This is a genomic window from Streptomyces sp. NPDC003697 (assembly GCF_053587115.1).
The window spans coordinates 94,967-111,860 of the sequence record NZ_JBSFNN010000003.1 but is presented as its reverse complement, the minus strand read 5'-3'; the positions used below and the strand labels follow the sequence as shown (position 1 = coordinate 111,860).

The 16,894-nt window shown below is 73.8% G+C and carries 16 protein-coding genes and 1 pseudogene; 12 read left to right on the top strand and 5 right to left on the bottom strand.

Features of this window, described 5'->3' with window-relative positions; translation table 11 throughout:
* The first annotated feature begins 83 nt into the window (after positions 1-83).
* From sufU to dapD, 3 genes are all read left to right on the top strand, one after another.
* Positions 84-551: a Fe-S cluster assembly sulfur transfer protein SufU gene (gene sufU / locus ACWDNY_RS02130; protein ID WP_451643770.1), complete on the top strand. Its 468-nt coding sequence runs from the start codon at positions 84-86 to the stop codon at positions 549-551.
* Positions 548-880 (top strand): metal-sulfur cluster assembly factor, encoded by a 333-nt coding sequence (locus ACWDNY_RS02125; protein WP_451643769.1) that lies wholly within the window; start codon positions 548-550, stop codon positions 878-880. The genes sufU and ACWDNY_RS02125 overlap by 4 nt, the downstream gene beginning before the upstream one ends.
* A 135-nt stretch (positions 881-1,015) precedes the next feature.
* On the top strand, positions 1,016-2,005 hold the full coding sequence (gene dapD / locus ACWDNY_RS02120) for a 2,3,4,5-tetrahydropyridine-2,6-dicarboxylate N-succinyltransferase (protein WP_451643768.1): 990 nt from the start codon (positions 1,016-1,018) through the stop codon (positions 2,003-2,005).
* 63 nt (positions 2,006-2,068) lie between these two features.
* On the opposite strand, the gene dapA is transcribed toward dapD, so the two are convergent.
* The gene (gene dapA, locus ACWDNY_RS02115) at positions 2,069-2,971 is read right to left on the bottom strand and encodes a 4-hydroxy-tetrahydrodipicolinate synthase (protein WP_451643767.1); all 903 of its coding nucleotides are present in this window, start codon (positions 2,969-2,971) and stop codon (positions 2,069-2,071) included.
* A gap of 206 nt (positions 2,972-3,177) precedes the next feature.
* Between dapA and ACWDNY_RS02110 the strand changes: the two genes are divergently transcribed.
* The 6 genes from ACWDNY_RS02110 to ACWDNY_RS02085 all read left to right on the top strand — a co-directional run bounded on the left by ACWDNY_RS02110 (position 3,178) and on the right by ACWDNY_RS02085 (position 6,735).
* Positions 3,178-3,309, top strand: a complete 132-nt coding sequence (locus ACWDNY_RS02110) for a hypothetical protein (protein WP_451643766.1) — start codon at positions 3,178-3,180, stop codon at positions 3,307-3,309.
* Positions 3,306-4,151: a hypothetical protein gene (locus ACWDNY_RS02105; protein ID WP_451643765.1), complete on the top strand. Its 846-nt coding sequence runs from the start codon at positions 3,306-3,308 to the stop codon at positions 4,149-4,151. Before ACWDNY_RS02110 ends, ACWDNY_RS02105 begins: the two co-directional genes overlap by 4 nt.
* A gap of 53 nt (positions 4,152-4,204) precedes the next feature.
* Entirely contained in the window at positions 4,205-4,621 is a 417-nt protein-coding gene (locus ACWDNY_RS02100) for a phage holin family protein (RefSeq protein ID WP_451643764.1), read from the top strand.
* Entirely contained in the window at positions 4,618-5,133 is a 516-nt protein-coding gene (locus ACWDNY_RS02095) for a DUF3618 domain-containing protein (RefSeq protein ID WP_451643763.1), read from the top strand. Before ACWDNY_RS02100 ends, ACWDNY_RS02095 begins: the two co-directional genes overlap by 4 nt.
* A 233-nt stretch (positions 5,134-5,366) precedes the next feature.
* Positions 5,367-5,978, top strand: a complete 612-nt coding sequence (locus tag ACWDNY_RS02090; protein WP_451643762.1) for an ArsR/SmtB family transcription factor — start codon at positions 5,367-5,369, stop codon at positions 5,976-5,978.
* Between the two features lie 13 nt (positions 5,979-5,991).
* Positions 5,992-6,735: an SRPBCC family protein gene (locus ACWDNY_RS02085; RefSeq protein ID WP_451643761.1), complete on the top strand. Its 744-nt coding sequence runs from the start codon at positions 5,992-5,994 to the stop codon at positions 6,733-6,735.
* A 136-nt stretch (positions 6,736-6,871) separates the two neighbouring features.
* Here the strand turns inward: ACWDNY_RS02085 and ACWDNY_RS02080 are convergent, their stop codons facing one another.
* Complete coding sequence (locus ACWDNY_RS02080) at positions 6,872-8,707, bottom strand: endonuclease/exonuclease/phosphatase family protein (protein WP_451643760.1); 1,836 nt, start codon at positions 8,705-8,707, stop codon at positions 6,872-6,874.
* Between the two features lie 322 nt (positions 8,708-9,029).
* Here ACWDNY_RS02080 and ACWDNY_RS02075 point away from each other — a divergent pair, with 322 nt between their 5' ends.
* Entirely contained in the window at positions 9,030-10,457 is a 1,428-nt protein-coding gene (locus tag ACWDNY_RS02075) for a hypothetical protein (RefSeq protein ID WP_451643759.1), read from the top strand.
* A 141-nt stretch (positions 10,458-10,598) separates the two neighbouring features.
* Here the strand turns inward: ACWDNY_RS02075 and ACWDNY_RS02070 are convergent, their stop codons facing one another.
* Positions 10,599-11,810, bottom strand: a complete 1,212-nt coding sequence (locus ACWDNY_RS02070) for a TerD family protein (RefSeq protein ID WP_451643810.1) — start codon at positions 11,808-11,810, stop codon at positions 10,599-10,601.
* Positions 11,811-12,071: 261 nt separating this feature from the next.
* Entirely contained in the window at positions 12,072-12,881 is an 810-nt protein-coding gene (locus tag ACWDNY_RS02065; protein ID WP_451643758.1) for an NAD-dependent epimerase/dehydratase family protein, read from the bottom strand.
* A 272-nt stretch (positions 12,882-13,153) separates the two neighbouring features.
* Here ACWDNY_RS02065 and ACWDNY_RS02060 point away from each other — a divergent pair.
* Together ACWDNY_RS02060 and ACWDNY_RS02055 are read left to right on the top strand one after the other, a co-directional pair.
* Positions 13,154-14,094 (top strand): annotated as a pseudogene (locus ACWDNY_RS02060) (5-dehydro-4-deoxyglucarate dehydratase).
* Positions 14,091-15,254 (top strand): hypothetical protein, encoded by a 1,164-nt coding sequence (locus tag ACWDNY_RS02055; RefSeq protein WP_451643757.1) that lies wholly within the window; start codon positions 14,091-14,093, stop codon positions 15,252-15,254. The pseudogene ACWDNY_RS02060 and the gene ACWDNY_RS02055 overlap by 4 nt, the downstream one beginning before the upstream one ends.
* Here the strand turns inward: ACWDNY_RS02055 and ACWDNY_RS02050 are convergent.
* A complete protein-coding gene (locus ACWDNY_RS02050) occupies positions 15,191-16,426 on the bottom strand; it encodes an MFS transporter (RefSeq protein ID WP_451643756.1) in 1,236 nt (411 codons plus the stop codon). The two genes, ACWDNY_RS02055 and ACWDNY_RS02050, sit on opposite strands and share 64 nt — an antisense overlap.
* Between the last annotated feature and the right edge of the window lie 468 nt (positions 16,427-16,894).

Here is a 16,894-nt window from a genome sequence, read left to right as displayed (position 1 = left end):
GTGCTGTGCATGCCCGGGGGACAGCCCCCGGACCCCCGGCCGACAGGCCACGCAACGGACCTGAGATCGCGAGGTTGGTCGCCGTGAAACTGGACTCCATGTACCAGGAAGTCATCCTGGACCACTACAAGAACCCGCACGGGCGTGGTCTGAGGGATGGCGACGCCGAGGTGCACCATGTGAACCCGACGTGCGGCGACGAGATCACCCTCCGCGTGAAGTACGACGGCACGACCATCGAGGACGTCTCGTACGAGGGGCAGGGCTGCTCCATCAGCCAGGCCTCCGCCTCCGTGCTGAACGAACTCCTGGTCGGCAAGGAACTGGCCGAGGCGCAGAGGATCCAGGAGACGTTCCTGGAGCTGATGCAGTCCAAGGGCCGGATCGAGCCCGACGACGCCATGGAGGACGTCCTGGAGGACGCGGTCGCGTTCGCCGGGGTGTCCAAGTACCCGGCCCGGGTCAAGTGCGCCCTCCTCAGCTGGATGGCGTGGAAGGACGCGACGGCCCAGGCGCTGGGCGACGCCGACGTCGAAAGGAAGACGGCATGACCGACACCGTGGAGATGAAGCCGGCCTCGGAGGAGGAGCTCCGCGAGGCCCTGATGGACGTCGTCGACCCCGAGCTGGGCATCGACGTCGTCAACCTCGGTCTCATCTACGGCATCCACATCGACGAGGCCAACATCGCCACCGTCGACATGACGCTGACGTCGGCGGCCTGCCCGCTGACGGACGTCATCGAGGACCAGGCCAGGTCCGCCACGGACGGCCTGGTCAACGAGCTGCGCATCAACTGGGTCTGGATGCCGCCGTGGGGCCCGGACAAGATCACGGACGACGGCCGTGAGCAGCTCCGGGCGCTCGGGTTCAACGTCTGACATCAGCGTTTCGGACCCACCGGCCGGTGAAACGGCGGCGTTCCCCGCGGACGCCGCCGTTTCCCGTTCCCGCGCGGAGCCCGGCAGGTGGGACGCGGTTCGCACGTGCCGCGCCGGCCACGTTAGGTTTCCCCCATGACCGACACGACTGCTCCTCGCACCACCGGCGCCGTGGCCGCCGGCCTCGCCACGATCGCCTCCGACGGCACCGTCCTCGACACCTGGTTCCCCGCGCCCGAACTGGCGGCCGAACCCGGTCCCGCCGGCACCGAGAAGCTGTCCGCCGAGCAGGCCGCGCAGCTGCTCGGCGGAGGCGCCACCGCGGCGATCGGGCCGGACGCCCGCCGGGGCGTCGAGGTGGTCGCGGTCCGCACGGTCATCGCCTCGCTCGACGACAAACCGATCGATGCGCACGACGTCTACCTGCGCCTTCACCTCCTCTCGCACCGCCTGGTCAGGCCGCACGGCCAGAGCCTGGACGGCATCTTCGGGTTCCTCGCCAACGTCGCCTGGACCTCGCTCGGCCCGGTCGCCGTCGACGACGTCGAGAAGGTGCGCCTGAACGCCCGCGCCGAGGGTCTGCACCTGCAGGTGACGTCGGTCGACAAGTTCCCCCGTATGACGGACTACGTCGTGCCGAAGGGCGTCCGCATCGCCGACGCCGACCGGGTGCGCCTCGGCGCCCACCTGGCCGAGGGCACCACGGTCATGCACGAGGGCTTCGTGAACTTCAACGCCGGCACCCTGGGCACCTCCATGGTCGAGGGTCGTGTCTCCGCCGGTGTCGTGATCGGCGACGGCTCGGACATCGGCGGCGGCGCGTCCACCATGGGCACCCTGTCCGGCGGCGGCAACGTGATCATCTCCATCGGCGAGCGCTGCCTGATCGGCGCCGAGGCGGGCGTGGGCATCGCGCTCGGCGACGAGTGCGTGGTCGAGGCCGGCCTCTACGTCACCGCGGGCACCCGCGTGACCATGCCCGACGGCCAGATCGTCAAGGCGCGTGACCTCTCCGGCGCCTCCCACATCCTCTTCCGCCGCAACTCGGTCACCGGCGCCGTCGAGGCCCGCCCGAACAACGCGGTGTGGGGCGGCCTGAACGAGATCCTGCACAGCGCCAACTGACGACCGGCGGCCGTGCCGCGGGGGCGGCGGCCGTTCCTCCCGCCGAACGCCGCTCCCGGGCCGTCAGGAGGACACCAGCCGTTCGTACGCCGACAGCAGCGTGCCCACCGTCCCGGGGTCGGCGGGCCGCAGGGGGGCGCGGACCGGGCCGGACGGCAGGCCCAGCGCCCCCAGCAGCCCCTTCACGGTGACCGTGCCGGGCAGCCCCGCGCACACGGTCGCCTCGATCAGTTCGATGGCCTGCTGCTGCAGGCGGGCGGCCCGCGCCGGGTCGCCCGCGTCGAAGGCGTCCAGCACGGCCCGCAGGGGGCCCGGCACGACGTTGGCGACCGTGCTCACGTAGCCGGCGGCCCCGACCGCGTAGAGGGCGAGGTTGTGCTCGTCGCAGCCCGCGTAGTACGCCAACTGCGTCCGGGCCAGCACCTTCTGGATGGCCAGGAAGTCGTACGAGCAGTCCTTGACCGCCACGATGCGGGGGTGCTCGGCGAGGCGCAGCAGCGTCTCCGGCTCGACACGGGTGCCGGTGCGTCCGGGGATGTCGTAGAGCGCGACGGGCAGTCCGCAGGCGTCCGCGACCTCCCGGAAGTGCGCCTCCACGGCGTCCTGCGGGGGCCTGCTGTAGTACGGCGTGACCACCAGCACCCCGTCGGCACCCGCCTTCTCGGCCTGGAGCGCCAGTTCGACGGTGTGCCGGGTGTCGGAGGTGCCCACGCCCGCGACGAGCGCGGCCCGGTCCCCGACCGCCTCACGGACGGCACGGACGAGGGCCGCCTTCTCGGCGTCCGTCGTGGTGGGCGACTCGCCCGTGGTGCCGTTCAGCACCAGGCCGTCGCACCCTGCCGACACCAGCCGGCCGGCGAGCCGCTGCGCGCCGTCGAGGTCGAGCCCGCCCGTCGCGGTGAACGGCGTGACCATGGCGCAGAGGGTGCGCCCGAAGGGGCGTTGCGGCGTCGCTGTCGTCGTCATGGGCCAGAGTTCGACCAGATGACCGTGCAGATCCACTTAAATCTGCTGCGCGGTACCTGTAAGGAACGCTGCACGAAGGGTGCCGGCGGGGTGCGGGCCGGACGCCCGGCGGGGCGCGTGACGGCGCGCGGTCGTCGATGGGCGGAGCGCCCGCCGGTGCGTCACCATGGCCGTACGGTCACCGACGCGCGGTCATGGGAGGCGCCATGAAGCTCGGCAAGGCACTGGCCACCGGAGTGGCGGAGGAGCGGCCGGAGATCACCGAGGGACCCGAACCCCCCGAGGAGGCCGAGGAGTCGCAGGCCGTCGCCGGTGAAGAGGTTCCGGCTCCACGATGAGGCTGCGGCTGCCCGCGGAACACCCGGCGGAGCCGCCGGCCGGATACAAGGTCGCCTACCCGGTGCTGTCCCACGACGGCACCCGGGCCGGGTTCACCGGTGTGTCACTGGGCGGGGCGCTGCCCTACGGCGTCCTCGACGACGCGTCCTGCGTCTACGGCCGGCGGCACCGCCCTCCGGCCCGCCTGTGCGACTGCGGATTCCACTGCGTGCACGACCGGGCGGCGGCGGAGGCGCTGCTGTGCACGGCCGAGCACCGGGCTGCCGTCCTGCTGGAGGTCCGGGTCCTCGGCCCCTACATCCGCTTCGAGCGCGGCTACCGCTACGCCCGTCAGCGGGTGCGCACCGCGGCCGTCGGGCCGTGCGCCTGCGGCCGGCCCGCGACGGCGCTGGCCGACGCCGGCTGGGGCAGGCCCGGCGGGCGCGTCCTCACCGCCGCGTGCGACGGGTGCGTGCGCGGCCGCAGGGCGCTGACGCTCGCCGGGTTCGCCCGGCTGGCCGGGCACGGGCTGCGCGTGGTGGCCGTCGGCAGCGCGGGCCGGGCCGCCGTGCCCGGCGAACCGGTGCGGCCGGAGGGTCCGGTCCGGCGCGGTGATCCGGCCCGGCCGGGCGACCCCGGCGGGCCCGGTGCGCGGGACGACCTCGGCGGCCCCGGTGCCCCTGGCACCCCGCCCCGGGGTTCGGGCGCCCGTCACGCCCGGCCCGGTGGCCCCGACGCCCGTGGCGATCTCGGCGTTCCCGAACTCGTCGCCGAGGCGGCCCTCTTGCAGGCCCGCCTCGACTGGCTGCAGATCCAGCTGGCCCGGCTCGGCGAGCGCGGGCCCGGCGGGGGCCAGGGGTAGCGCGGGTGTCCGGGGGTACCCGGTTGTTCCGGACCGAGAGGAGGCGGAAGACCGTGACCGGGACCATGCACACCAGGCCTGCTCGCGACGAGCAGTCCGTGGGCGAACTCGTCCACCAGGCGACAGAACAGCTCTCCCGGCTCGTGCGGCAGGAGATGGCCCTGGCCAAGACGGAGCTGGCCGAGAAGGGGCGGCGTGCGGGGCGCGGCGGCGGGATGATCGGCGCCGCGGGCGCCATCGCCTACGTCGGACTGATCGCCCTGGCCGGCACGGCGACCGCCGCCCTCTCGCTGGCGCTGCCCGTGTGGGCCGCGGCACTGATCGTGACGGCCGTGTTGTTCGCGGTCGCGGGGGTGCTGGCCATGACCGGCCGTTCCCAGCTGCGTCGTGCCGCGCCGCCCACACCCGAGGAAACGGTCGGCAGTGTGAAGGCGGACGTCCAGGAGATCAGGGAAAGGGCGCATCGATGACGCACAGTACGCAGGGGGCGGGCGGCGGCTCCACACCGGCCGCCGGCGCGAAGGGCCCCGACGAGCTGCGGGAGCAGATCGAGCAGACCAGAAGCCAGCTCGGCCACACGGTCGAGGAACTGGCGGCGAAGGCCGACGTCAAGGGCCGCGCACGGGCCCGCGCGGCCGATCTGAGGGACAAGGCCGGGGCGATGACGGTCCAGCTGCGCAGCACCGCGGCGCAGGCCGGACAGAAGGTGCAGGCCAGAGCGGTCAAGGCCGGCCACAGCGTCCAGGAACGGGCGTCGCGGGCCGGTCACAACGCGCAGGAGCGGGCCGCCCGGACCGGTCACACGGTCCAGACCCGGGCCGGCCAGGCCGGCCACACGGTCGAGCGCACCCTGCCTGGCTCCGTCCGCACCGTTGTGCAGGCCTGCCGGCGCAACCCGCGCCAGCTGATGATCGCGGGCGCAGCCGGCGCGGTCCTCGTCACCGCCGGCGTCCTGGCGCGCCGGCGCACCGGGCACCACTGACGCGGCCGGCGGCGGCACACGGCCGCCCCGGCAGCCCAGGCCACCCCCGACTGTGTCGGGGGTGGCCCTTTTCGTGCGCGGAGGGCGGGCGACCGGCCCGGCGCCCTCGCCCGGTCCGTGCTGGGGCCGCCCTGTGGGGCTCGAATCCCACCAGCGAGTGCTCCGACCCCGTTTCTTCCACCGAACACTTGAATATTCTGGACAAGAAAAACTTTCGGTGAGACGGTGGACGCATGCTCGACGTGACCGTGATCGAGGACCCCGGGGCCGCCGCCGTCTGCCTGGACCCCGTGCGCGCCCGGCTGCTCGCCGAACTGGCGGCCGGCCCCGCGTCCGCCGCCATGCTGGCGGGAAAGGTCGACCTGCCTCGGCAGAAGGTGAACTACCACCTCAAGACGCTGGAGCGGCACGGCCTGGTCGAACTGGCCGGGGAGCGCCGCAAGGGGAACGTGACCGAGCGGCTGATGCGAGCGACCGCCGCGTCGTACGTCATCTCGCCGCTCGCCCTGGCCCCCGTGCAGCCGGATCCGGACCGCTTCCGCGACCAGCTCTCCGCGCGCTGGCTGCTCGCCCTCGGCGCCCGCCTGGTCCGGGACGTCGGCTCGCTGATCACCGGCGCGGCCAGGGCCCGCAAGCGGCTGGCGACCCACGGGCTGGACGGCGAGGTCCGCTTCGCCACGGCCGTGGACCGCGCCGCGTTCGTCCGGGAGCTGACGTCCGGTGTCGCCGCCCTGATCAGCAAGTACGACGCACCCGAGGCCGGGAACGGCCGCGACCACCGGATCGTGGTGGCCCTCCATCCCACGGTCAAGGAACACGCCGCCCCGCAGCCCGACGCCCCGTGAACAGGAGCTGGCCATGCCCGACGACAGCAAGCAGTTCGAGATCGTCCGCGAGTTCGAGGTCGACGCCACGCCGGAGGAGGTGTGGGAGGCGGTCACCCACGGCACCGGCGGATACCTGTGGCCGATGGAGCCCCCCGAGCCCCGGACCGGCGGTCGCGGGCCGTTCGGCTCCACGGTCACCGTCTGGGACCCGCCGCACCGCTACGTCAACCGGGTCGAGGACGTCGAGGGCATCTCCCAGCAGACCCTCAACCAGCTCGACCACACCATCGAGCCGCGCGACGGGGGCCGCCGCGCCTGGGTGCGCTACGTGCACAGCGGCATCTTCGTCGACGACTGGGACAACCAGTACGACGGCGCCAGCCGGCACACCGACTTCTACCTGCACACCCTGCGCGAGTACCTGACCCACTTCGCGCCCCGCCCGGTCGCCTTCGCCACCGTCAACGGGCCGGAGGCGTCCACCGCGGCCGGTGCCCTCACCGCCGTCACCGCCGCGCTCGGCCTGCCGCGGGACGCCGCCGAGGGGGCCCGGGTGAGCGTCGGGGGACCCGGTGGGCGGGTCCTGGAGGCCGTGCTCGACTACCGCGACCCGTACTTCGTCGGACTGCGCACCGACGACGCCCTCATCCGGTTCTTCGGCCGCAACCACTGGGGCGCCCCGGTCGGCATCAGCGTCCACGACTTCGCGCCGGGCGCCGACCCCAAGGCGAACGAGTCCGCCTGGCAGGAGTGGCTGGACGGCGTCCACGCCTGACGGGCACCGGCGGAGCGCACGCCTGCCGGAGCCGCAGGTGCCCCGTCCGGCAGACGCCGGCGGCGGATCGGCGCCCGGCAGCCGCGGCGGGGCCGGCGCCCCCGCGCCGGCCCCTCTCCTCGCACGCGGGCGGGTGCTACGGGTGGAACCGCAGCACCTGCGGGTCGTGATCGCTGATCTGGTCGTGGAACTCCGAGTTGATGTGCACGCTGTCGTAGGTGAAGTCGCAGCCGCGGCGGATGGAGGGGCTCACCAGGATCTGGTCCAGGACCTGGCTGTTGCCCTGGTAGTCGTAGGTGTAGCGCTCGTTCTGCGGCAGCGACTTGATCGCCGACCAGAGCTCGCCGTCGCCCTCGAGGATCTGCGCGGTGGCGGAGAACTCGAAGTCGTTCAGGTCGCCGAGGGCTATGACGTCCGCGTTCTTCTGGACCTTCAGCAGGTCGCGGACGAAGGAGTTGACCTCCGCCGCCTGCAGGTGGCGCTGGGTCTCCGAGCTGCGCACCGGCGGCTGGTACTGCCCGGCCAGCCCCTGGTCGCCGCCCTTGGAGGCGAAGTGGTTGGCGATCAAGAAGACCGTGCGGCCGCGGAAGACGAACTCGCCCACCAGCGGCTTGCGGCTGTTCTTCCAGGCCGCGCTCGCCGGGTCGATCCGGCCCGGGGAGACCGTCAGGGCCGCCTTGCCGCGCTCCCTGACGACGCCGGCGGCGGTGGTGGAGTCACCGCCCGGGCGGTCGGTGAAGGAGACCCGGCCGGGGTTGAACAGGAAGACCTGGCGGATGTTGCCGCCCGGCTCGCCGCCGTCCTCGTCGTTGACCGGGTTCACCGCACGCCAGTCGTACCGCGGGCCGCCCGCCGCGACGATGGCGTCGATCAGCTTTCCGACCGTGCGGTCCGCGTCGACCGTGCCGTCGTCGGTGGCGCCGTTGTTGTCCTGGATCTCCTCCAGCGACACGATGTCCGGCGACCGCAGGTTGTTCACGATCGCGGAGGCGTGCGCGGCGAAGGTGTCGTCCGACGGGTCCAGGTTCTCGACGTTGTACGTCGCCACCGCGAGCTCCCCGTGGGACTGCTGACGGGTGGTCTCCCGCTCCAGGCCGCCGCTCTTCAGCGTGCCCATCCGGTCGGCGACGAGCGTGTAGCCGCCGTACTGGTTGTAGTCCAGCGGGCCGGTGGTGGTGCCGGTGAGGGTGTCGCCGACGTTCGCGACCGGGAAGTTCGCCGTCGACCCCAGCGACTGGATCTGCAGCCGGCCGGTGTTCTGGGAGTCGTAGGAGCCGTACACCGTACCGCCGCGGAGGGCGCGGTGCTCGTACGGCTTCACCGTCACCCACAGCTCGCTGTACGGGTCGGTGGCGGTCACCACGCGGGCGTCGGCGACCTGGACGTTCATGCCCTCCAGGGACTCGTAGAAGTCCAGGGCGTACGTCGAGGGCCGCAGGGTAAGGCCGTTGACCGAGCCGTTCGCGGCGGGGTCGCCGGCCGGCGTGTAGGCGGCGGGCACGGAGTCCGCGTCGACGACGACCGGGGCCGGCAGCGCGTTGCCGCCGGAGACGACGGTCACCGTCGGCTTGGTGATCTCGGTGACCGCCTGGTTGCCGGACGAGGTGCCGCCGGGCACGTACTCCGAGACGGTGCCGGTGACGGTGACCGAGTCGCCGACGGAGACCTTCGGGGTGGAGCTGGTGAAGACGAAGACGCCCTCACTGGTGGCCGGGTCGGCGTCCTGGTCCGGGTCCTGCATCCAGAACCCCTTGGAGGAGCCGTAGGTGCGGACGCCGGTGACGATTCCCGCCACGTCCGTCACCTTCTGGCCGGCGTAGGGGGAGGTCCGGGTGGTGCCCTGGACGTCGTGGATGCGCACGGAGGCCGCGTGCGCGGGGGCGGGAAGGACGATCATCTGGGAAGCGACCGCCGCGGAACAGGCGGCGGCGACGGTCAGCGCGGCGTGGCGCGCGGAAGACTTGCTCGGCAACGGATCCCTCCGGGGATGTACGTGAGCGCCGGGACGAGGTGGAACGTGGAACCGGGGACCGCGGCCGGTGGGGGCGGCGGCGGTGCGCGCAGAGGTCGGTGAACAGCTGCCCCCCTGACGTCTACGCGCGTCAATGTCCTGCGGGGCCAGGGTAGTTGTCAAGGTTTCGGCCATGTACGCCACCTGACGGGGAGATGAACCGGGCGGCATGGGTGGAAATCCGTCTAGGCTGAGCAGTTGAGCCGTACGCCGGTCCGAGGGGCCGGTGGTACGGCGTGCAGACCGTCGTACGGCCCACAAGGCGCCCTAGGAGAACCAGCCGATGTCAGACAGGCCCCCGTTGCCGCCGGTGCGGCTGACTTCCGAACCGGAGCTGGCCCGGGACGCCCTCGCCACCCCGCTGCTGTCGCGCGCCGCGCGCCTGGCCCGCTGGGCCGGGCCGGACACCCGTGTCGACCCCGGCGGCGGCCTGGTCGAGGAGCAGCTCCCCGCCGCGGCCGAGACGCTGGGACTGAGCGGTGACGACGCGGCCGCCTGTGCGAGCGAGGCCTGGCGCGTGGCTGTCGACACCGGGCTCGTCGAGATCGTGGACCAGGAGGCCGGCACCGTCGCGGCGGGCGAGGAGCTGCGCGCGCTCACGGGCGGTTCCCCGCACGATGTGCTCTCGGTGTGGCAGGACGCGCTGGAGACGGCGCTCGCCGACGCGAGCGTGCCCGACCTGGACGACCTGCTCGACGCCATGGACGCGGGCGGCGGGATCGACCTGTCGGGCCCGGACTTCGACCCGCAGGCCGAGGCGGACTTCCTCGACGAGGTCCTCGCCAACCTGTACCTGCTGACGGCCGCGGAGGACGGGGCCGCCGGAGGGGCCGTGCCGCTGCCGGCGCTTGCCGCCTCCGTGATCCTGCCCGCCGACTTGGCCGAGCCCACCAACGACATGCTGCAGCAGGTGTCCGACGCGATGATGCGGCTGGACGAGCAGTTCCGGACCCTGGAGCCCGTCGGGCTCGTCGAGTACCGGCCGGTGGACGAGACGGTCCTCGCCGACGACGGGGAGGAACCGCCGGCGCAGCTCGACGAGGCGGACGTCGCCCGCTACGGCATGGTGCGGCTGACCCCACTCGGGCAGTACGGGCTGCGCACCCGGCTGTTGGAGGCCGGGTACCCGGCACCGGTGGTGGGGGAGCTGGCCGACAAGGGGGCGGACGCGCTGCTCGACGGCACGGCCCTCTTCCCGCCGGCCGCGGCGCAGGCCGAGACCGAGCAGTGGCTCGCCCGCCGCGAACCGCTCGCTGCGGCGGGGGAACTGCTCGCCGCGGCGCGCGGTGCGGACGCCGGGGCGCCGCTGCGGCGGTTGCGCTGCCAGCAGGCGCTGTCCCTGGTCGGCCCCGAGGCCGAGCCGGCCCTGCGCGACGTGCTGGACGACCCGGAGCTGGGTGGGCTGGCCCGGGTCTGGCTGACCGAGCGGGGCCGGGCCGACGTGCCGGCGCCGTCGCAGGAGATGGTCTTCTGGCTCACCATCGACACGGTCGCCGCACAGCTCGCGGCCGAGGGCAACTCCGCCGAACTGCAGGCCCTGGTCGAGGGACTGGCCCGGCAGCACAGCGGCTTCTTCGCCTCGGTGTGGCGGGTGGACCACCCGGCGACGGCGGATGTGCTGGAGGCCATGGGACGCCTGCACCCGGACAAGAAGGTCGCCAAGGAGGCCCGCAAGGCGGCGTTCAAGGCGCGGTCGCAGCGCGCGTCCTGAAACGAACGGGGGCGGCTGCCCCGCCTCCCCGCCGGGCCGGGCGGGGAGCGGGGCTGCCCGCCCCGCCCCGCCTCACGACCGGCGGGCCGGCGTGGGCTCTCGGCCCCCGGCCGCCCGGCCGGGGGCGTCCCGGGGGTCGCGCTACAGGGCCTGGGCTGCCGGCTTCACCATGTTGCGGACCGTGCGCGCCTTGACGAAGTCGCCCATCGCCGTCATCTCCCACTCGCCGGAGAACTGGCGGATCAGCTTGGCCATCATCACCCCGGTCTGCGGCTGGGCGCCCGTGAGGTCGAAGCGGACGAGCTCCTCGCCGGTGGTGGCGTCCATGAGGCGGCAGTAGGCCTTGGCGACCTCGGTGAACTTCTGCCCGGAGAAGGAGTTCACCGTGAAGACCAGGCCGGTCACCTCCTGCGGAAGACGCCCGAGGTCGACCACGATCACCTCGTCGTCACCCGCGCCCTCGCCCGTGAGGTTGTCGCCGGAGTGCTTGACCGCGCCGCTGAGGATCGACAGCTTGCCGAAGTAGCAGCTGTCGATGTGGTTGCGTTGCGGGCCGTAGGCGATGACCGACGCGTCCAGGTCGATGTCGGCGCCGCGGAACGCCGGCTCCCAGCCGAGGCCCATCTTCACCTGGGAGAGCAGCGGGCGGCCGCCCTTGACGAGGGAGACGGTCTGGTTCTTCTGCAGGCTGACCCGGCCCTTGTCCAGATTGACCTTCCCCGCGCCCGGCGCGGCGGCCGGGGGCGCGGGCGGAGCGGCCGGCGCCGGGGGAGTGGAGAGCGGCGGCGCGGGCGGAGCGGCCGGCGGACGCATGGCCGGGGCGGGCGGGGCCTCGGGCCGGGGCGGCACGACCGGCGCCGGCTCCTCCACCGTCACACCGAAGTCGGTCGCGATGCCGGCGAGCCCCTCGGCGTAGCCCTGACCGACGGCGCGGGCCTTCCACTGGCCGTTGCGCCGGTAGATCTCCATGACCACCAGCGCCGTCTCGGTAGCGAGCCGCGGGGGTGTGAAGGTGGCCAGGACGGAGCCGTCGTCCGCGTTGCGCAGGGTGGCCGTGGGCTCGATGCCCTGGAAGGTCTGGCCGGCCGCGTCGGGGCTGGCGGTGACGACGATCCTTTCGATGCCGGGCGGGACGGCGGCGGTGTCCACGGTGACCGCGTCGGGCGCGGTGCCGCCGCCCGAGCGGTAGGTCACGCCCGGGCCGGCCGGCTGGTTGTAGAAGATGAAGTCGTCGTCCGAGCGCACCTTGCCGTCGGCGGTGAGCAGCAGGCCCGACACGTCGAGCCGCACCGGTGCGGCGACGTCCACCGTCACACGCGCGGCGGAGAGAGGGATGTTCGAGCCGGGGGTCATAGCGGTCATGCCGGGTGAACGACCGGGGCCGCTTTACCGTTCCCTTACCGACGGCGGAGACGTCCGGGTGGAGCAGTCGGGCGGCGCCGGGCGCGGGCGATCCGGGCGCCGCCCGCGCCCGGCGCCCGGACTGGATGACGGCGGCCCTCGTTCCACGGCTCCCAGCGACGGGCCCTGGACCGTCTTCCGCGGCGCTCGTGCCGTCTCCCGCGGGCGCTCCCGCCGTTCCCACGGGCGCTCCCGCCGTCGCGTCGCGCGCCGTCAGTACGGCCAGATCGGCGGCTCGGTCACGAAGTGGCCGCCGAGGCGGGCGTGCGCCTCGTTCTCCGGGTCGAGCGCGCCCTGCTCGGCGATCAGCTTCTCGGCGTAGGGCTCGGAGTCGTCCTGTGGCTCGTAGCCGAGCGCCCGCGCGCCCGTCAGGTCCCACCACAGCCGCGTGTTGGCGGACGAGCCGTAGACGACGGTGTGCCCCACGTCGTCCGCGGTCAGGGCGGCATGGAAGAGGCGGGCGCCGTCGGCGGGGCTCATCCACAGCGAGAGCATGCGCACGCTGGTCGGCTCGGGGAAGCAGGAGCCGATGCGCACGGAGACGGTCTCGATGCCGTGCTTGTCCCAGTAGAGCTGCGCGAGGTCCTCGCCGAAGGACTTGGACAGGCCGTAGAAGGTGTCCGGGCGGCGCGGCGTGTCGATCGGAACGAGCGGGTCGCCGTCCCGGGGGCGGGGGGTGTAGCCGACGGCGTGGTTGGAGGAGGCGAAGACGATCCGCCGGACGCCCTCCTCACGGGCCGCCTCGTACAGGTTGTACGTGCCCTCGATGTTGGCCCGGAGGATCTTCTCGAACGGGGCTTCCAGGGAGATGCCCGCGAGGTGGACGATCGCGTCCACGCCCCGTACGGCCTCGCGCAGGGCGTCCTTGTCGGCGAGGTCCGCGGTGACGGCGTCCGGCTCGCCCTCGACGGGCCGCAGGTCGAGGAGGCGCAGCGAGTAGCCGTAGCCGGGCAGCAGGCCCCGCATCAGGGTGCCGAGCCCGCCGGCGGCGCCGGTGAGCAGAACGGTGCGGGGAGCGGGCATCCTCGGGTCTCCTTGCGTCGGCAACCGCATGCATGGACATCATTCATATGTGTGGACACGCTAGGGAGGGCGGCCGCACCCCGTCAAGTGCGCCGCACCGACGTGAATCTGCTCCCGGTCGCCGGTGTGCGCGCTTGACCGGCGCCGAGGAGGCGCTTTAGCGTGAGCGCGTTCAGAAATATGGACATGGATCAGAAACGTGCACGCGCTCAGAGGTCCGGTCCAGCGGAAGAGCGCCTGTCCGGTGCGAGCGCCTGCCTTAGGGAGAGCCCGTGACGTCAGCACCCCTCGCCGAACGCCTCAGCATCCCCAGCGGGCCGCTGTTCTTCCCCGTCACCGCCTACGGCCACGACGGCTCGGTCGACCTCGACGCCTATCGCACGCACGTGCGCCAGGGCATCGAGGCCGGTGCCGCCGCCGTCTTCGCCTGCTGCGGCACCGGTGAGTTCCACGCGCTCACGCCCGAGGAGTTCGACGACTGCGTCCGGGCGGCCGTCGAGACGGCAGCGGGCAGGGTCCCGGTGGTGGCGGGCGCGGGCTACGGCACCGCCCTCGCCGTGCGGTACGCGCGGCGGGCGGAGGCGGCCGGGGCGGACGGCCTGCTCGCCATGCCGCCCTACCTCGTGGTCGCCGGGCAGGAGGGCCTGCTGCGCCACTACCTGAGGTAGCCGCGGCGACCGCGCTGCCCGTCGTCGTCTACCAGCGCGACAACGCCGTCTTCACCCCGCGGACCGTGGTCGAACTGGCCCGCACCGACGGCATCATCGGGTTCAAGGACGGCGTCGGCGACCTCGACCTGATGCAGCGGATCGTCAGCGCGGTCCGCACCGAGGTCCCCGGCGACTTCCTGTACTTCAACGGGCTGCCGACCGCCGAGCAGACCCAGCTCGCCTATCGCGGCATCGGCGTCTGCCTGTACTCGTCCGCCGTCTTCTGCTTCGCCCCCGAGACCGCGCTCGCCTTCCACCGGGCGCTCGCCACCGGCGACGACGCGACCGCGCACCGGCTGCTGGACGGCTTCTACCGCCCGTTCGTCGAACTGCGCGCGCAGGGCCGCGGCTACGCCGTCTCCCTGGTCAAGGCCGGGGTGCGGCTGCGCGGACTGGACGTGGGGGAGGTGCGGCCGCCGCTGCAGGAGCCGGCCGAGGAGCACGTCAAGCAGCTCGCCCACCTGATCGAGCGTGGGCAGGCGCTGATCGAGGAGGACATGTGAGGGCGTCGGCCTTCGTCTACCCCTGGGACGTCAACGGCGACCCCGGGGCCCCGGCGCGGATCGCCGCGCTCGGCGTGCGACAGGTGACCCTGGCCGCCGCCTACCACTCCACGAGCGCGCTGACCCCCCGTCATCCGCGCCACCGCGTCGTCACCGCCGGGTACGCCGCCGTCCTGTACCGGGCGGACGCGCGCTGGGAGGGCCGCGCGCTGCGGCCCTTCCCCGCCGGGGACTGGGCGCCCGGCGACGCCTACGGCGAGGCCGCTGCGGCGCTCGCCGACGCCGGCCTGGAAGTGGCGAGCTGGGTCGTTCTCGCGCACAACTCCCGCCTGGGCGCCGAGCATCCGGACACCTCGGTCGTCAACGCCTACGGCGACCGCTACCCGTGGGCGCCCTGCATCGCGCAGCCCGCCACCCGGGCCTACCTGGTCGAGCTGGCCAGGGAGGCGGCCGTACGGCCCGGGGCGTGCGGGACGGAGCTGGAGTCCCTCGGCTGGTACGGACTCGGGCACCTGCACGCCCACGACAAGACCGGCGGGGTCGGCCTCGGCGACGCCGGGCAGTACCTGATGTCGCTGTGCTTCTGCCCGGCCTGCCGCGCGGGCTACGCCGCACGGGGCCTGGACGCCGGCGCGGTGGCGCACGCCGTGCGCGGCGCCCTGGAGCCGGTGTGGCGGGGAGCGTCCTCCGGCGGGGGCTGGGCCGGCGTGGAGAAGCTGCTCGGGGAGACGACGGCGGACGCCACCCGCGCGTGGCGCGACGCCACCGCCCGCAGCCTCCAGCAGGAGGCGGTCGCGGCGGTCCGCGCGGCGGCTCCCGAGGACTTCCGGATCCTGCTGCACGCCCACCCGGTGTCGTACCACTGCGGCGCCAACGCGGGCGTCGACCCCGCGCACGTCCTGTCCGTCGCCGACGGCGTGGTCGTGCCCTGCACGGCCGGGGCCGGGCTGCTGACGCCGTTCGCGGAGCGGGCCCGGGCCGGCGCCGTCCTGGCCGCCAACCTGACCGTCGTCTCCGGCATGGGCGGCAGCCCGCACACCCTGGGTGCCGACGCCGCCCGGGCCCGCGACCTCGGTGCGACCGAACTGCGGCTGTATCACGCCGGGTTGGCGTCGGACGGTGACCTGGAGGCGGTGCGCTCGGCGCTCGCCGCGCTCTGACACAGCGGCGCCGCCGTCACCGCCAGCGCGACGCCCAGCACGGCCAGCAGGGGCCGGTGGCCGACGACCTCGACCAGCCCGGCCCCCACGGCCAGCCCGGCCACGTTCGGTGCGAAGACCAGCGTGTGGGCCGTGGCGGCCGTCCGGCCGAGCAGGTCGTGCGGTGTCTCGCGCTGGACGGCGGAGAACGCGGCGATCAGCACGCACGGCAACCCCGCGCCGATCGCCGCACTGCACCCGACCACCACCGGGTCCGACGGCACCGCGCGCAGGGCCACCGCGACCCCGGTGAGGGCGATCCCGCAGGCCGCGAACCGGCGGTGCCCCAGCCGGCGCAGTGCGGCTCCCGAGACAAGCCCGACCGCGACCGATCCGGCGCCCTGGGCGGTGTACAGCACACCGGCGAACGCGGGGGAGTGCCCGAGCCCGTCCACGACCGCGTAGACCAGCGCGCCGTTCAGGCCCGCGCAGAGCATCGTGGTGCCCCCGGCCAGCACCAGGGGGCGCAGCCGCGCGTGGGCCCACAGGTGACGGGCGCCCTCGGCGGTCTGCCGCCACCAGGGACCGGCGTCCCGGCCGGGGCGCTCCTCATGGACGTGCAGCAGCGCGTACAGGCCCGCGGCGAGCACGAACGTCAGCGCGTCCAGCAGGACCACGGCCGGGCCGCCGTACGCGGCGTACAGGCCCGCGCCCGCCAGCGGGGCCAGCAGCTTCGTACCCTCGGCCGCCGTCGTCCGCAGTCCGTTGAAGTCGCCCAGCAGCGCCGGCTCGACGGCGGCGGCCACCAGCGCGGACTCGGCCGCGTCGTGGACGACCCCCGCGGCGCCGTAGCCGGTCAGGACGGCGAACAGCAGCCACAGCCGGCCGGGCGAGCCGACCGCGAGGAGGGTGGTCAGCAGTGCCGCGAGCAGCAGGTTGACCCCGATCAGCAGGGGTGCGCGGCGGACGCGGTCGGCGAGCGTGCCCAGCAGCGGGCCCGCCAGGGACGGCGCCCACAGGGCGAGCACGCACAGGGCGGCGAGCCCGCTGGAGCCGGTGAGGTCCTTCACCCACACCCCCGAGACCAGCCACAGGGCCGACGTGCCGAAGCCGGACACCACCACCGCTGTCAGGAACAGCCCCGCCTCGCGGTCGCGCAGCACCCGCAGCAGGGTCCATGAAGTCGTCGTCATGCCCGGCGATCCTGACGCCGGCGCCCGGCCCGGCACATCGGGCGGATGCCCTGAACACGGCGCTCCCACAGGGCGCGTCGAGGGGAGCGTGTCGGTTCAATGCCTTAGGAAGCGCTCCGGCCGAACCTGGACTTCCGCTGCCGGGAGCATTGACGGAACGTACGGCGCGCTCTACTTCGACCAGATCGGCCAGGCGGACACCGGCTGCGACTTCGAGTTCCTGGCCCGCCCGGGGAAGGCGCCGGACCCGTACGCCGGGTGAGCCGCCCGGCACCCCGACCGCTCCACCCCCACCCCTCCGACGCCCCCTCCCCGCTGAGCGGAGCCCTTCGGCACGGTGCGCAGAAAGCGCTTCCTGCGTACCCGTCCACGCCCCACTGCGAACGGAGAACAGTCATGGCCCAAGCCGCAGCCGTGGCGAAACCGCCCGCGCCACCCCGACGGCGTCGTGCCTCCGCCACGCCGCGC

Bases quoted from the DNA above. Each gene is read 5' to 3' on its own strand.
- ACWDNY_RS02125 (WP_451643769.1), top strand. From the start codon at position 548: ATGACCGACACCGTGGAGATGAAGCCGGCCTCGGAGGAGGAGCTCCGC.
- dapD (WP_451643768.1), top strand. From the start codon at position 1,016: ATGACCGACACGACTGCTCCTCGCACCACCGGCGCCGTGGCCGCCGGC.
- dapA (WP_451643767.1), bottom strand. From the start codon at position 2,971: ATGACGACGACAGCGACGCCGCAACGCCCCTTCGGGCGCACCCTCTGC.
- ACWDNY_RS02110 (WP_451643766.1), top strand. From the start codon at position 3,178: ATGAAGCTCGGCAAGGCACTGGCCACCGGAGTGGCGGAGGAGCGGCCG.
- ACWDNY_RS02105 (WP_451643765.1), top strand. From the start codon at position 3,306: ATGAGGCTGCGGCTGCCCGCGGAACACCCGGCGGAGCCGCCGGCCGGA.
- ACWDNY_RS02095 (WP_451643763.1), top strand. From the start codon at position 4,618: ATGACGCACAGTACGCAGGGGGCGGGCGGCGGCTCCACACCGGCCGCC.
- ACWDNY_RS02090 (WP_451643762.1), top strand. From the start codon at position 5,367: ATGCTCGACGTGACCGTGATCGAGGACCCCGGGGCCGCCGCCGTCTGC.
- ACWDNY_RS02085 (WP_451643761.1), top strand. From the start codon at position 5,992: ATGCCCGACGACAGCAAGCAGTTCGAGATCGTCCGCGAGTTCGAGGTC.
- ACWDNY_RS02075 (WP_451643759.1), top strand. From the start codon at position 9,030: ATGTCAGACAGGCCCCCGTTGCCGCCGGTGCGGCTGACTTCCGAACCG.
- ACWDNY_RS02070 (WP_451643810.1), bottom strand. From the start codon at position 11,810: ATGACCCCCGGCTCGAACATCCCTCTCTCCGCCGCGCGTGTGACGGTG.
- ACWDNY_RS02065 (WP_451643758.1), bottom strand. From the start codon at position 12,881: ATGCCCGCTCCCCGCACCGTTCTGCTCACCGGCGCCGCCGGCGGGCTC.
- ACWDNY_RS02050 (WP_451643756.1), bottom strand. From the start codon at position 16,426: ATGACGACGACTTCATGGACCCTGCTGCGGGTGCTGCGCGACCGCGAG.